Below are 12,606 nucleotides of genomic sequence, written 5' to 3' on the forward strand. Positions count from 1 at the left end.
GTGGCGAAGACAGCACTCAAGGTCAAGCAGGCCCGTACGCCGAAGTTCGCGGTGCGTGGCTACACGCGCTGCCAGCGCTGCGGCCGGCCCAAGGCCGTCTTCCGCAAGTTCGGCCTGTGCCGGATCTGCCTGCGCGAGATGGCACACCGGGGCGAGCTCCCCGGCGTCACCAAGTCCAGCTGGTGACCCACCGCGCTGCCGTCACCGTTCTTTTCTCCACCCACCACCTAGTCACCGTAGGTCGCCACGAGGCGAAACCACGGCGGGAAAGAGGCCCCAGGCCATGACGATGACCGACCCGATCGCAGACATGCTCACGCGTCTGCGCAACGCCAACCAGGCGTATCACGAGTCGACCCAGATGCCGTACAGCAAGATCAAGCAGGGCATCGCCGACATCCTCCAGCAGGAGGGTTACATCTCCTCCTACCAGGTGGAGGAGCCGAAGGAAGGCTCCGTCGGCAAGACCCTCGTTGTCGATCTGAAGTTCGGCCCGAGCCGCGAGCGCTCGATCGCCGGCGTTCGCCGGATCAGCAAGCCCGGCCTGCGGGTGTACGCGAAGTCGACCAATCTGCCCAAGGTGCTCGGTGGCCTCGGCGTCGCGATCATCTCGACGTCACAGGGACTCCTGACTGACCGGCAGGCCAAGAACAAGGGCGTTGGCGGGGAAGTCCTCGCCTACGTCTGGTGACGAAGAACCGGAAGGAGGACCACTCTCATGTCTCGCATCGGTAAGCTCCCGATCACGGTCCCGTCCGGCGTCGACGTCACGATCGACGGCCAGACGGTCACTGTGAAGGGCCCCAAGGGTCAGCTCTCGCACATTGTTGCGGAGCCCATCGTGGTCGCTCGCGACGAGGACGGCACGATCGCCGTCTCGCGTCCGGACGACCAGCGCAAGAGCAAGGAACTGCACGGCCTGTCCCGCACTCTGATCGCCAACCTGGTGACCGGCGTGACGGACGGCTACGAGAAGAAGCTCGAGATCGTCGGCGTCGGTTACCGAGTCCTGTCCAAGGGCCCGCAGACGCTGGAGTTCTCGCTCGGCTACAGCCACACGATCACGGTGGAGGCGCCGGAAGGCATCACCTTCGTGGTCGAGGCGCCGACCAAGTTCTCGGTGCAGGGAATCGACAAGCAGTCGGTCGGCGAGGTCGCTGCCAACATCCGCAAGCTGCGCAAGCCCGAGCCGTACAAGGGCAAGGGTGTGCGGTACGCGGGCGAGCAGGTGCGCCGCAAGGTCGGAAAGGCTGGTAAGTAACCATGGCGATCGGACTGCGTCACAACAAGCACTCCGCCAAGAAGACCTCTTCCCGGCTGCGTCGTCAGATCCGCGTCCGCAAGAAGGTCAACGGCACGGCCGACCGGCCGCGCCTGGTGGTCAGCAAGTCCTCGAAGCACCTGTTCGCTCAGGTCATCGACGACGTCGCCGGCGTCACGCTGGTCTCGGCTTCCACCATGGAGGCCGACCTGCGCGGTGCGGAGGCGAACAAGACCGACAAGGCCAAGACCGTGGGCGGCCTGATCGCCGACCGCGCCAAGGCAGCGGGTATCGACTCGGTCGTGTTCGACCGGGCCGGGAACAAGTACCACGGCCGCATCGCGGCGCTGGCTGACGCCGCCCGTGACGGCGGACTTGGCTTCTGACATGGCGACACAAAAGGAAGAAGGTAGTTCGAAATGAGCGGAGGCCAGCAGCGTCGCGGAGGCGGCGCCGGTGGTGAGCGCCGTAACCGCGACGGTGGTCGTGGTGCGGCAGCTGACAAGACCGCCTACATCGAGCGCGTGGTAGCCATCAACCGTGTTGCCAAGGTCGTGAAGGGTGGTCGTCGCTTCAGCTTCACCGCCCTCGTGGTCGTCGGCGACGGTGAAGGCACCGTCGGTGTTGGGTATGGCAAGGCCAAGGAGGTGCCCGCGGCGATCGCCAAGGGTGTCGAGGAGGCCAAGAAGTCGTTCTTCAAGGTGCCGAGGATCCAGGGCACCATCCCGCACCCGGTCCAGGGCGAGAAGGCCGCAGGCGTTGTCATGCTGCGTCCGGCCGCTCCCGGTACCGGTGTGATCGCGGGTGGCTCGGCGCGTGCGGTTCTGGAGTGCGCCGGTATCCACGACATCCTCAGCAAGTCGCTGGGTTCGTCCAACGCCATCAACGTGGTTCACGCCACGGTCGAGGCGCTGCGCAGCCTGGAGACTCCGGAGGCCGTGGCTGCTCGCCGTGGTCTGCCGGTCGAGCACGTCGCCCCGGCGGCGCTGCTGAAGGCGCGGGCGGAGGGAATCTCCTGATGGCACGCTTGAAGGTGACCCAGACCCGTTCCGGCATCGGTGGCAAGCAGAACCAGCGCGACACCCTGCGGACCCTCGGCGTGAAGCGGATCGGCGACGTCGCCGTTCACGACGACCGTCCGGAGATCCGCGGCATGGTCCGCACGGTTCGCCACCTCATCACCGTCGAAGAGGTTGACTGACATGGCGCTCAAGGTTCATCACCTGCGTCCGGCGCCCGGCGCCAAGACCGCCAAGACCCGCGTGGGTCGTGGTGAGGGCAGCAAGGGCAAGACGGCCGGCCGCGGTACCAAGGGCAGCAAGGCCCGCAACAACATCCCCGAGTGGTTCGAGGGTGGCCAGATGCCGCTGCACATGCGGCTGCCGAAGCTGAAGGGCTTCAAGAGCAGGAACCGAGTGGAGTTCCAGGTCGTTAACCTGGACAAGCTCGGACAGCTGTTCCCCGAAGGGGGCGAGGTCGGCGTTGCCGACCTGGTCGCCAAGGGTGCGGTCCGTGACAGTCTCCCGGTGAAGGTGCTGGGCGACGGCGAGCTCACGGTTGCTCTGCAAGTTTCGGTGCACAAGTTCTCGAAGTCCGCCAAGGAGAAGATCACGGCGGCCGGAGGAACAGCAACCGAGGTGTGAGGACCAGGGCTCGTGCGAGCCAGCGCTTGATAGTGTGCGCTGGAGTTCGGACGAGCCCTGGTTCGTCTCTTGCCCAGCTGTTTTGCTAGGCCCCTGCCCTGCCCGGGGCAAGGGAAACTTGTGGGAGGACAGGGTGTTAGGCGCCTTTGCCAACGCGTTCAAGACTCCGGACCTGCGCCGGAAGATCTTGTTCGTGCTCTTCATTGTCGTGATCTTCCGGATCGGCTCGGTCGTTCCCGCCCCCGGCGTCAACGTCAGGTCGCTGGACCAGTGCCTGAACCAAGGGCTCAACGGGTCGAACGCGAACCTCTACAACCTGATCAACCTGTTCTCCGGTGGGGCACTGCTGCAGCTCGCGATCTTCGCGCTCGGCATCATGCCGTACATCACCGCCAGCATCATTCTGCAGCTGCTCACCGTGGTCATCCCGCGGCTGGAGTCGCTGAAGAAGGAAGGCCAGGCGGGACAGACCAAGATCACCCAATACACCCGGTTCCTGACCGTCGGTCTGGCCGTGCTGCAGGCGACCGCCTTCGTGGCGCTGGCCCGCACCCCCGGCCGGCTGTTCCAGGGCTGTGACCTGCCGCTGCTGCACGACGACGGCGTGTTCCCCGTCACCGTGATGGTGCTCACGATGACCGCCGGTACCGGCGTCGTGATGTGGCTGGGCGAGCTGATCACCGACCGCGGTGTCGGCAACGGCATGTCGATCCTGATCTTCACCCAGATCGTCGCGACCTTCCCGTCGCAGCTGTGGAGCATCCGCAAGTCCCGCGGCCTGACCACCTTCATCGTGGTCCTGGTCATCGGCCTGGTCATCATGGCCGCGGTCATCTTCATCGAACAGGCGCAGCGCCGGATCCCGGTGCAGTACGCCAAACGCATGGTCGGCCGCAAGATGTTCGGCGGTACGTCGACCTACATCCCGCTGAAGGTCAACCAGGCCGGTGTGATCCCGGTCATCTTCGCCTCCAGCCTGATGTACCTGCCGGTGCTGATCAGTCAGTTCCGCCAGGACGAGAAGTGGGCTCAGTGGATCCAGGGCAACCTGGTCAAGGGCGATCACCCGATCTACATGGTGACGTATGTCGCCCTGATCATCTTCTTCACGTACTTCTACGTCTCGATTACCTTCAATCCGAAGGAAGTTGCAGACAACATGAAGAAGTACGGCGGCTTCATCCCCGGGATCCGGGCGGGCCGGCCGACCGAGGAGTACCTCTCCTACGTCCTGTCCCGCATCACGTTGCCCGGCGCCATCTACCTGGCGATCATCTCGATGATCCCGCTGGTCGCACTGGTTTTGCTGAACGCCAGCCAGAACTTCCCGTTCGGTGGTACGTCGATCCTGATCATGGTCGGTGTCGGTCTGGACACGGTGAAGCAGATCGAGTCGCAGCTGCAGCAACGTAATTACGAAGGGTTCCTGCGCTGATGAGAATGTTGCTGATGGGTCCGCCCGGAGCGGGTAAGGGGACGCAGGCAAAGGTGCTTGCGGACCGGCTCGGAATTCCGGCCGTATCCACCGGCGACATCTTCCGCGCCAACGTCAAGGAAGAGACCGCACTGGGTCTCGAGGCGAAGCGCTACATGGACGCGGGCAACTACGTCCCGGACGAGGTCACCAACGCAATGGTGCGGGACCGGCTGTCCGAGGCGGACGCGGGCGAGGGGTTCCTGCTCGACGGGTACCCCCGCACGTTGCCCCAGGTCGGCACCCTGGACGACATCCTGGCCGAGCACGGTCACCAGTTGGACGCGGTGGTCGCGCTGACCGCCGACCCCGAGGTGCTGGTCGACCGGATGCTCCGCCGGGCCAAGGTCGACGGCCGGTCGGACGACTCCGAAGAGGTCATCCGGCACCGCCAGGAGGTCTACACCGCCGAGACCAAGCCGCTGCTGCGGGTCTACGACCAGCGCGGCCTGCTGGTCGAGGTCGACGGTGTCGGTGAGATCGAAGAGGTCAGCGAGCGCGTGCTCGCGGCCCTCAAGACGCTGGAAGGTTAAGAGCGGTCAGTGATCTTTAAGGACCGCGGGATCGAGATCAAGACCCGCGAACAGATCATCTCCATGCGTGCGGCCGGCCTGGTGGTCGGCCGCACGCTGGAACTGCTCCGCGGTGAGGTGAAGGCCGGCATCACCACCGGCGAGCTGGACGCGATCGCCGAGGACAGCATCCGGTCCGCGGGCGCGACCCCCTCCTTCAAGGGCTACCACGGCTTCACCGGCTCGATCTGCGCGTCGGTGAACGACGAGATCGTGCACGGCATCCCGGGCGACCGGGTGCTGGCCGACGGTGACCTGATCTCGATCGACTGCGGTGCGATCGTGGACGGCTGGCACGGCGACGCCGCCATCACGGTGCCCGTCGGCGAGGCCGACCCCGCACTGCTCGAACTCGCGAAGATCTGCGAGGAGTCGATGTGGCGTGGATTCGCCGCCGCCCGGCTCGGTGGCCGGCTGACCGACATCTCGGCCGCGGTCGAGGGACACGTCCGGGCCAACTCGCAGTACGGGATCGTGGAGGACTTCGTCGGGCACGGGATCGGGTCGGCGATGCACCAGCCGCCGAACGTGCCGAACTACGGCAAGGCCGGCAAGGGACCCAAGCTGATCGAGGGTCTCGCGCTCGCGGTCGAACCGATGCTGACGCTGGGCCGGCAGGAGAACCACACGCTCGAGGACGACTGGACGGTCGTCACCGACGACGGTTCGGTCGCCGCGCACACCGAGCACACCTTCACGCTGACGCCACAGGGGCCGTGGGTGCTGACCGCGCTGGACGGCGGCGAGGCCAAGCTCAAGGAACTCGGCGTCACCTTCGGCCCGCTGGCCGACTGAAGGCCGGCCGGGCGTCGCCTTCTGGCCGCCGGTGGACTGAAACGGTCGATTGACTCCTGGGGTCCGTCCGTCGGGGGACGCCGGGCGGTCCCAGGCTGAGGCACACTTGAGACATGCCCAGCCAGTACCAGCCACATCAGCGCTTCACCGAGGCCGACCGCGAGAAGATCGCCGGCCGGCTGCGGGACGCCTTCGCCGACGGCAGGCTGGACCAGCCCGAGTTCAACGCGCGCCTCGACCAGTTGTACGCCGCGCAGAAGTACGGCGAACTGGAGCCGCTGGTGCGTGACCTGCCCCCGGTCCGGACCTACCAGACCCCCGCGATGGTCCAGAACGCGACGCCGGCCCCGGCGCCGGGCCAGTTCCCGGAGCGGCAGAAGAACAAGCAGCCCCAGACCAACGCGCTGCGGAACCTGGCCGGCGGTTTCACCGGCGTCGTCTTGCTGAACGTGGTCATCTGGTTCGTCATCGGCGTGGGCAACGGCGGCAACTGGCCTGCGTTCTGGCCCGTCTGGTTGCTGATCCCTTGGGCGTTCATCGCCCTGAGCAACCTCGGAAAGAAACGTTGACGGCCACCCCAGTGAGCCGCCACCAGGGGCGGCCGCGCCTGCGACCCGACCTGGTGTGGCAACTGCGGCAGGGCTCGGCACTGGTCTTCGTCCTCTGGTTCGCGATCGCGATTCCCTTGGTGTTGTTCGGCCTGCTGCTGGAGCCGCGCTGGGTCGGCTGGATGGTGCTCGGCTGGTTCGCGGTGCTGGTGGTGTTCACCCTGGTGAGCAGGCTGGCCGAGCTGCGGATCCGGAAGGCCTGGGAAGACGTCGTCGAGCAGATGGGCTGGCACCTGAACGCTGTCGAGCAGGGCCTGCTGGAGCGCTGGCCCTTCCCGCCGTTCGACGCCGATCCCGGCGCCGAGGTCGTCGACGTGACGGCCGGCCGGCATCGTGGCCGCGAGTTCTGGACCGGCCGCTTCCGGCACAAGGTCCGCCGGCGCGCGCTGGGCTTCGACTTCCTCGATCTCGAGGTGGAGCGGCCGTTGCCACCGCTGCAGGTGCTGCCGGCTTCCCTCGCCTCGGTCGCGGCCGCCAGTCTGCTGCCGATCAAGCTGACGGTCGAAGGCCTGCCCGGTGCGTACCAGCTCTACAACGGCCGGGAGGATCTGGCCATGGCGGTACTGCACCCGCGGGCGGTCGAGGCGCTGGCGCAGGTGCCGCCCTTCGGCTTCAGCTGCGAAGGGCGGCGCTTCGTCGTCATCCTGCCCGCCTACCGCGACCCCAGTACTGCGCTCGCCCAGCTCGACGCCGCCTGCGACCTGCTCGACCTGATGCCTGAGCACGTCTGGCAAGCCGGCGAGCAGTGGGCCGCGACCAGGCCCCTCTAGTGTCCTGAGGACACTAGTCCTTCGCGAGCAACCGGACGGTGGCGGCCAGGTCTTCGTCACCGTGGCCTTCCGCGACCGCGCGGTCGAGCAGGTCCCGCATCGGGATCAGCATGCGGGGATCGACTCCCTGAGCATGAGACGCCTCGGTCAGGTTGCCGAACGCGGCGGCCTGCATCGCCAGGTTGGAGCCGGCTGCACCCGGCTCAGCGCCGTACTCGAGGTCGTTGGCGATGCCGGAAACCGCTCCCAGCATGGCGGTGAGCCAGGGGACCAGCAGTTCGGCGGTGAAGGCGGTCGGTGAGACCTTCTCGCTGGAGATCAGCGCGAGTGCGTGGGCGGCGCCGCCGAACATGCCGTACATGCCGCTCAACAGGGCCAGGTCGTGCAGCGCGGCCAGCCCGGGATCGCTGCCCACGAAGGTCGGCCGGGCCAGCGCTGCCAAGTCGGCCTGGTGCCGCTCGAAGGCGGTCTCGGAGCCGCTGTAGAGGATGAACGCCGCCGGTCCGCCGATCATCACGGGCACGGCCATGATGCCGCCGTCCAGGTACTCCGCGTCCTGCTGGGTGGTCCAGTCGGCGGTCCGGCGGGCCTGCTCCGGGGTGCCGTTGACGAGGTTGACCAGGGTCCGGCTGCCCAGTTCGGAGGCGGCCGGGGCCAACGTGTCACGGACCGAGGCGTCGTCGAGCAGGCAGACGACGACCAGAGGGCTCGCCGCGATCGCGTCGGCCACGGTCTTCGCGCGGGTGACGCCGAGGTCGTCGAGCTCGGGGGAGCGGTCGGGGGTGCGGTTCCAGACGGTGGTCGGGTGGCCGGCGGCCAGGAAGGCCCGGGCGAGGGCGGTTCCCATCGCGCCGAGGCCGAGAACAGTGGCAGGAGTCTTCATGGGGTCCAGACTTGCTGCCGGGCTATAAAGTCGACAAGTACCTACTAAATAGTCAGGTACTCACCAAAAGGTAAGTAAGGAGACTCCGGCATGGCGGCAGTGACCCCGTACACCTGTGGACTGGACGCGGCCGCGGACGTGATCGGCGGGAAGTGGAAGCCGCGCATCCTCTGGGCGCTGCACCACGGGCCGAGGCGGTTCGGCGAGTTGCGCAAGGAGGTCTCCGGGGTGACCGAGAAGATGCTGATCCAGCAGTTGCGGGAGTTGGAGAGCCGCGACATCGTGCACCGGGAGGTCTTCCACCAGGTTCCGCCCAAGGTGGAGTACTCTCTGACCACGCTCGGTGAGTCGTTGAATGTGGCACTGGCTCCGCTGGACCAGTGGGGTGCCGACCACCTGACCGAGATCGAGGCCACCCGGCCCTGCTGAGTCCCCGCCGGGGGCCGGCAAGGGCCCGATTGGGTTTCCGGCCGGTAGGTGGCGTACACTCTTCCCTTGGCCCATTGTGGCCTCTGCTCGTGCTGCCCGCGGCTGCTCGATGAGTGCGATGTCGCACGCCGTCGGGAGGGTGGCTTGGCGCGCAGGGGTGGCGGGCCGACGCAGTACCGCAGTACACCCATTCAGTTGTCGTCTACAGAAGTGCGAGGACATGCCCAAAAAAGAGGGAGTCATCGAACTCGAGGGCACCATCGTTGAGGCCCTGCCGAACGCGATGTTCCGTGTTGAGCTGTCCAACGGGCACAAGGTGCTCGCGCACATCAGCGGCAAGATGAGGCAGCACTACATCCGGATCCTCCCCGAGGACCGGGTCGTCGTGGAGCTGTCGCCGTACGACCTCACCCGGGGTCGCATCGTCTACCGGTACAAGTAACCACCACCACCTGTCGAAGAAAGAAGCTCGATGAAGGTCAATCCGAGCGTCAAGAAGATCTGCGACAAGTGCAAGGTGATCCGCCGTCACGGCCGGGTCATGGTGATCTGCGAGAACCCGCGGCACAAGCAGCGGCAAGGCTGATTTCAGCCCCACTCGCGTTTTACCTGCACTTTCGCACCACAGCGCGCATGCTCGCCCAGTAGATCGCACGACTGGGCGTTGCCCCCGGAACAGAGGCCGGGGCCTTGCCGGTGATCCCGAGAAATCGGACAACAGCACCGAGGCGGGCAAGGACGCAGCGCGCCACCACACCTCTGCCGACGAAAGGAACACCGCCACATGGCACGCCTCGTAGGCGTCGACCTCCCGCGCGACAAGCGCATCGAGGTCGCTCTCACCTACATCTTCGGTGTAGGTCGTACTCGCGCCCTGAAGACGCTCGAAGCCACCGGCATCTCCGGTGACAAGCGCGTCCACGAACTGGGCGACGAGGAACTGGTCAAGCTCCGGGACTTCATCGAGGGCAACTACAAGATCGAAGGTGACCTCCGTCGTGAGGTGACCGCGGACATCCGTCGCAAGATCGAGATCGGGTCGTACCAGGGTCGCCGGCACCGCAGCGGCCTCCCGGTGCGTGGTCAGCGCACGCGGACCAACGCCCGTAGCCGCAAGGGTCGTCGCAAGGCGATCGCCGGCAAGAAGAAGAAGTGACCCGGATGACCGTCGACCAGCCCAGGAGCAACTGACTTATGCCTCCCAAGAGCCGCACCGCGGCCGGCGCGAAGAAGGTGCGCCGCAAGGAGAAGAAGAACGTGGCCGCCGGCCACGCGCACATCAAGAGCACGTTCAACAACACGATCGTGACGATCACCGACCCGACCGGCGCGGTCATCTCGTGGGCTTCCGCGGGCACCGTCGGCTTCAAGGGTTCGCGCAAGTCGACCCCGTTCGCCGCGCAGATGGCCGCCGAGGCGGCCGGCCGGCGCGCGATGGAGCACGGCATGCGCAAGATCGACGTGTTCGTGAAGGGTCCCGGCTCCGGCCGTGAGACCGCGATTCGTTCACTGGGTGCCGTCGGCCTCGAGGTCGGCACCATCCAGGACGTCACCCCGACCGCCCACAACGGATGCCGCCCGCCCAAGCGGCGCCGGGTCTGACCCAGAGAAAGGTAGGCAGCGAAAATGGCCCGTTACACCGGACCCATGACCAAGAAGTCGCGCCGTCTCGGGGTCGACCTCGTCGGTGGCGACAAGGCGTTCGAGCGTCGTCCGTACCCCCCGGGTATGCACGGCCGCGGCCGTCCCAAGGAGAGCGAGTACCTGCTCCAGTTGCGGGAGAAGCAGAAGGCCCGCTACGCCTACGGCGTGCTGGAGAAGCAGTTCAGCCTGTACTACAAGGAGGCCTCGCGGCGTCCTGGTAAGACCGGTGACAACCTGCTGATCATCCTCGAGTCCCGCCTCGACAACGTCGTGTACCGCGCCGGTCTGGCCCGGACCCGTCGTCAGGCGCGTCAGCTCGTCGTGCACGGTCACTTCACCGTGAACGGCATCAAGGTGAACATCCCGTCGTACCGGGTCTCGGCCCACGACGTGATCGACGTCCGGCCGAAGTCGGTTGAGATGACGCCGTTCATCATCGCCAGGGAGACCCACTCCGAGCGAGTGGTTCCGGCCTGGCTCGAGGCGCTGCCCGAGCGGCTGCGGATCCTCGTGCACCAGTTGCCCACCCGGGCACAGATCGACACCCAGGTCGCCGAGCACCTGATCGTCGAGCTCTACTCGAAGAACTGATCCGGTCCCCGCCGGTGGCCTCCGGGCCGCCGGCGGGCCGGTTCGCTCTTCGGTTCGCGACCTCAAATAGTGGTCGTCGCGGAACTAGAAGGAAGAACACACAGTGCTTATTGCGCAGCGTCCCACCCTCGCCGAAGAGGTCGTCGACGAGCACCGCTCGCGGTTCGTGATCGAGCCGCTCGAGCCGGGCTTCGGCTACACCCTCGGCAACTCGATTCGCCGTACCCTGCTGTCGTCCATCCCGGGCGCCGCTGTCACCAGCATCAAGGTCGACGGCGTGCTGCACGAGTTCTCGACGGTCGCCGGGGTCAAGGAAGACGCCACCCAGCTGATCCTGAACCTCAAGGACCTGGTCGTCTCCTCCGAGCACGACGAGCCGGTCACCATGTACCTGCGCAAGCAGGGCCCCGGTGACGTCACCGCCGCCGACATCGCGCCGCCGGCAGGTGTCGAGGTGCACAACCCGGACCTGAAGATCGCCACCCTGAACGAGAAGGGCCGGCTCGAGATGGAGCTGGTCGTCGAGCGGGGCCGCGGCTACGTGTCCGCCATCCAGAACAAGTCCGCGGACGCCGAGATCGGCCGGATGCCGGTCGACTCGATCTACTCCCCGGTCCTGAAGGTCACCTACAAGGTCGAGGCGACCCGAGTCGAGCAGCGCACCGACTTCGACCGTCTCGTCGTGGACGTCGAGACCAAGCCGTCGATGCTGCCGCGCGACGCCGTCGCGTCGGCCGGTAAGACCCTGGTCGAGCTGTTCGGCCTGGCCCGCGAGCTGAACGTCGAGGCCGAGGGCATCGACATCGGCCCGTCGCCGGTCGACGAGCAGATGGCCGCCGACCTGGCCCTGCCGGTCGAGGACCTGCAGCTGACCGTCCGGTCCTACAACTGCCTCAAGCGTGAGGGCATCCACACCGTGGGTGAGCTGATCTCGCGCAGCGAGCAGGACCTGCTGGACATCCGCAACTTCGGCTCCAAGTCGATCGACGAGGTCAAGCTGAAGCTGGCCGAGATGGGCCTGTCGCTGAAGGACTCGCCCCCCGGCTTCGACCTGCGCGCCGCCGCCGAGGCGTACGGCGACGACGCCGAGGACGAGGACGAGAGCTTCGCCGAGACCGAGCAGTACTGAAGACCTTCCTCGCCCCACCACCCCGGTCACTGAGCTAGCACGGCCCATCCAAGGCCCGCCATCATCGGGCCTGAGATTTCCTGGAGTTAAGACAGATGCCTACCCCTACCAAGGGATCCCGCCTCGGCGGCAGCCCGGCGCACGAGAAGCTGATCCTCAGCAACCTCGCGACCTCGCTGTTCGAGCACGGCGCGATCACCACCACCGCGACCAAGGCCAAGCGCCTGCAGCCGCTGGCGGAGTCGATGATCACCAAGGCCAAGCGCGGTGACCTGAACTCGCGTCGTCAGGTGATGAAGCGGATCCGCGACAAGTCCGTCGTGCACGTGCTGTTCACCGAGATCGGTGAGCGCTACGCGGACCGTCCGGGTGGCTACACCCGGATCATCAAGCTCGGCCCGCGCAAGGGCGACAACGCCCCGATGGTGAAGATCGAGCTCGTCGAGGCGCTGGCGGACTCGCCGAAGGCCAAGAAGGCGGCGAAGAAGGCTCCGGCCAAGAAGGCGACCGCGAAGAAGGCGGAGGCCGACGAGGCCGCCACCGAGGAGACCGCGGCTCCGGCCGAGGACGCCACGGTGCAGGACGTCGTGACCGGCAAGTACGAGGGCTCCGCGGCCCCGCTGGCCGACGGTTCGGCGCCCGAGGGCTTCGACATCAAGGGCAACGAGAACTCGATGAAGTACCACACCACCGAGTCCCCCTGGTACGACCAGACCGAGGCCGAGGTCTGGTTCAGCACCGAGGAAGCCGCCGCGGCGGCCGGGTTCGCCAAGGCCGGCGAGACCGAGGACAAGTAACACCTCAGCT

Annotated in this window: 21 protein-coding genes; 20 read left to right on the plus strand and 1 reads right to left on the minus strand. The window is 66.7% G+C overall.

The features are described from left to right. From ABD255_RS35910 to ABD255_RS35965, 12 genes are all read left to right on the plus strand, one after another. Entirely contained in the window at positions 1-186 is a 186-nt protein-coding gene (locus tag ABD255_RS35910; RefSeq protein ID WP_132167346.1) for a type Z 30S ribosomal protein S14, read from the plus strand. Positions 187-283: 97 nt separating this feature from the next. Beyond that, entirely contained in the window at positions 284-691 is a 408-nt protein-coding gene (rpsH, locus tag ABD255_RS35915; RefSeq protein WP_344221251.1) for a 30S ribosomal protein S8, read from the plus strand. A 27-nt stretch (positions 692-718) separates the two neighbouring features. Next, complete coding sequence (rplF, locus tag ABD255_RS35920; RefSeq protein WP_344221252.1) at positions 719-1,261, plus strand: 50S ribosomal protein L6; 543 nt, start codon at positions 719-721, stop codon at positions 1,259-1,261. A 2-nt stretch (positions 1,262-1,263) separates the two neighbouring features. Beyond that, the gene (gene rplR / locus ABD255_RS35925) at positions 1,264-1,647 is read left to right on the plus strand and encodes a 50S ribosomal protein L18 (RefSeq protein WP_344221253.1); all 384 of its coding nucleotides are present in this window, start codon (positions 1,264-1,266) and stop codon (positions 1,645-1,647) included. Between the two features lie 33 nt (positions 1,648-1,680). Beyond that, on the plus strand, positions 1,681-2,280 hold the full coding sequence (gene rpsE / locus ABD255_RS35930) for a 30S ribosomal protein S5 (protein ID WP_344221254.1): 600 nt from the start codon (positions 1,681-1,683) through the stop codon (positions 2,278-2,280). Beyond that, positions 2,280-2,462 carry a 50S ribosomal protein L30 gene (gene rpmD / locus ABD255_RS35935; RefSeq protein WP_012923669.1) on the plus strand — a complete coding sequence of 61 codons (183 nt, stop codon included), beginning with the start codon at positions 2,280-2,282 and terminating at the stop codon, positions 2,460-2,462. The genes rpsE and rpmD overlap by 1 nt, the downstream gene beginning before the upstream one ends. 1 nt (position 2,463) lies before the next feature. Beyond that, complete coding sequence (rplO, locus tag ABD255_RS35940; RefSeq protein WP_344221255.1) at positions 2,464-2,904, plus strand: 50S ribosomal protein L15; 441 nt, start codon at positions 2,464-2,466, stop codon at positions 2,902-2,904. 133 nt (positions 2,905-3,037) lie between these two features. Then, positions 3,038-4,339, plus strand: a complete 1,302-nt coding sequence (secY, locus tag ABD255_RS35945; RefSeq protein ID WP_344221256.1) for a preprotein translocase subunit SecY — start codon at positions 3,038-3,040, stop codon at positions 4,337-4,339. Next, positions 4,339-4,911 (plus strand): adenylate kinase, encoded by a 573-nt coding sequence (locus tag ABD255_RS35950; protein WP_344221257.1) that lies wholly within the window; start codon positions 4,339-4,341, stop codon positions 4,909-4,911. Before secY ends, ABD255_RS35950 begins: the two co-directional genes overlap by 1 nt. 9 nt (positions 4,912-4,920) lie before the next feature. Then, positions 4,921-5,745 carry a type I methionyl aminopeptidase gene (gene map / locus ABD255_RS35955; protein ID WP_344221258.1) on the plus strand — a complete coding sequence of 275 codons (825 nt, stop codon included), beginning with the start codon at positions 4,921-4,923 and terminating at the stop codon, positions 5,743-5,745. A gap of 113 nt (positions 5,746-5,858) precedes the next feature. Beyond that, a complete protein-coding gene (locus ABD255_RS35960) occupies positions 5,859-6,314 on the plus strand; it encodes a DUF1707 SHOCT-like domain-containing protein (protein WP_344221259.1) in 456 nt (151 codons plus the stop codon). 11 nt (positions 6,315-6,325) lie between these two features. After that, positions 6,326-7,123 (plus strand): hypothetical protein, encoded by a 798-nt coding sequence (locus tag ABD255_RS35965; protein WP_344221260.1) that lies wholly within the window; start codon positions 6,326-6,328, stop codon positions 7,121-7,123. 13 nt (positions 7,124-7,136) lie between these two features. Here ABD255_RS35965 and ABD255_RS35970 read toward each other — a convergent pair whose 3' ends face one another. Further along, complete coding sequence (locus ABD255_RS35970; RefSeq protein ID WP_344221261.1) at positions 7,137-8,006, minus strand: NAD(P)-dependent oxidoreductase; 870 nt, start codon at positions 8,004-8,006, stop codon at positions 7,137-7,139. A gap of 90 nt (positions 8,007-8,096) precedes the next feature. Between ABD255_RS35970 and ABD255_RS35975 the strand changes: the two genes are divergently transcribed. From ABD255_RS35975 to rplQ, 8 genes are all read left to right on the plus strand, one after another. Further along, positions 8,097-8,435 carry a winged helix-turn-helix transcriptional regulator gene (locus ABD255_RS35975; protein ID WP_344221262.1) on the plus strand — a complete coding sequence of 113 codons (339 nt, stop codon included), beginning with the start codon at positions 8,097-8,099 and terminating at the stop codon, positions 8,433-8,435. A gap of 220 nt (positions 8,436-8,655) precedes the next feature. After that, positions 8,656-8,877 carry a translation initiation factor IF-1 gene (infA, locus tag ABD255_RS35980; RefSeq protein WP_012923661.1) on the plus strand — a complete coding sequence of 74 codons (222 nt, stop codon included), beginning with the start codon at positions 8,656-8,658 and terminating at the stop codon, positions 8,875-8,877. 30 nt (positions 8,878-8,907) lie between these two features. Next, complete coding sequence (rpmJ, locus tag ABD255_RS35985; protein WP_008361054.1) at positions 8,908-9,021, plus strand: 50S ribosomal protein L36; 114 nt, start codon at positions 8,908-8,910, stop codon at positions 9,019-9,021. Positions 9,022-9,219: 198 nt separating this feature from the next. Then, positions 9,220-9,591, plus strand: a complete 372-nt coding sequence (gene rpsM, locus ABD255_RS35990) for a 30S ribosomal protein S13 (protein ID WP_020388083.1) — start codon at positions 9,220-9,222, stop codon at positions 9,589-9,591. 38 nt (positions 9,592-9,629) lie between these two features. Continuing rightward, positions 9,630-10,037: a 30S ribosomal protein S11 gene (gene rpsK / locus ABD255_RS35995; protein WP_012923659.1), complete on the plus strand. Its 408-nt coding sequence runs from the start codon at positions 9,630-9,632 to the stop codon at positions 10,035-10,037. Between the two features lie 24 nt (positions 10,038-10,061). Beyond that, the gene (gene rpsD / locus ABD255_RS36000) at positions 10,062-10,670 is read left to right on the plus strand and encodes a 30S ribosomal protein S4 (protein WP_020388082.1); all 609 of its coding nucleotides are present in this window, start codon (positions 10,062-10,064) and stop codon (positions 10,668-10,670) included. A 103-nt stretch (positions 10,671-10,773) separates the two neighbouring features. Further along, positions 10,774-11,799 carry a DNA-directed RNA polymerase subunit alpha gene (locus ABD255_RS36005; protein ID WP_112243143.1) on the plus strand — a complete coding sequence of 342 codons (1,026 nt, stop codon included), beginning with the start codon at positions 10,774-10,776 and terminating at the stop codon, positions 11,797-11,799. Positions 11,800-11,894: 95 nt separating this feature from the next. Next, a complete protein-coding gene (gene rplQ, locus ABD255_RS36010) occupies positions 11,895-12,596 on the plus strand; it encodes a 50S ribosomal protein L17, sunset domain variant (protein WP_486336054.1) in 702 nt (233 codons plus the stop codon). Positions 12,597-12,606: the final 10 nt, after the last annotated feature.

This window comes from Kribbella sancticallisti (assembly GCF_039530625.1).
Classification (GTDB): domain Bacteria; phylum Actinomycetota; class Actinomycetes; order Propionibacteriales; family Kribbellaceae; genus Kribbella; species Kribbella sancticallisti.

Bases quoted from the DNA above. Each gene is read 5' to 3' on its own strand.
- rpsH (WP_344221251.1), top strand. From the start codon at position 284: ATGACGATGACCGACCCGATCGCAGACATGCTCACGCGTCTGCGCAAC.
- rplF (WP_344221252.1), top strand. From the start codon at position 719: ATGTCTCGCATCGGTAAGCTCCCGATCACGGTCCCGTCCGGCGTCGAC.
- rplR (WP_344221253.1), top strand. From the start codon at position 1,264: ATGGCGATCGGACTGCGTCACAACAAGCACTCCGCCAAGAAGACCTCT.
- rpsE (WP_344221254.1), top strand. From the start codon at position 1,681: ATGAGCGGAGGCCAGCAGCGTCGCGGAGGCGGCGCCGGTGGTGAGCGC.
- rpmD (WP_012923669.1), top strand. From the start codon at position 2,280: ATGGCACGCTTGAAGGTGACCCAGACCCGTTCCGGCATCGGTGGCAAG.
- rplO (WP_344221255.1), top strand. From the start codon at position 2,464: ATGGCGCTCAAGGTTCATCACCTGCGTCCGGCGCCCGGCGCCAAGACC.
- ABD255_RS35950 (WP_344221257.1), top strand. From the start codon at position 4,339: ATGAGAATGTTGCTGATGGGTCCGCCCGGAGCGGGTAAGGGGACGCAG.
- ABD255_RS35960 (WP_344221259.1), top strand. From the start codon at position 5,859: ATGCCCAGCCAGTACCAGCCACATCAGCGCTTCACCGAGGCCGACCGC.
- ABD255_RS35970 (WP_344221261.1), bottom strand. From the start codon at position 8,006: ATGAAGACTCCTGCCACTGTTCTCGGCCTCGGCGCGATGGGAACCGCC.
- ABD255_RS35975 (WP_344221262.1), top strand. From the start codon at position 8,097: ATGGCGGCAGTGACCCCGTACACCTGTGGACTGGACGCGGCCGCGGAC.
- infA (WP_012923661.1), top strand. From the start codon at position 8,656: ATGCCCAAAAAAGAGGGAGTCATCGAACTCGAGGGCACCATCGTTGAG.
- rpmJ (WP_008361054.1), top strand. From the start codon at position 8,908: ATGAAGGTCAATCCGAGCGTCAAGAAGATCTGCGACAAGTGCAAGGTG.
- rpsM (WP_020388083.1), top strand. From the start codon at position 9,220: ATGGCACGCCTCGTAGGCGTCGACCTCCCGCGCGACAAGCGCATCGAG.
- rpsK (WP_012923659.1), top strand. From the start codon at position 9,630: ATGCCTCCCAAGAGCCGCACCGCGGCCGGCGCGAAGAAGGTGCGCCGC.
- rpsD (WP_020388082.1), top strand. From the start codon at position 10,062: ATGGCCCGTTACACCGGACCCATGACCAAGAAGTCGCGCCGTCTCGGG.
- rplQ (WP_486336054.1), top strand. From the start codon at position 11,895: ATGCCTACCCCTACCAAGGGATCCCGCCTCGGCGGCAGCCCGGCGCAC.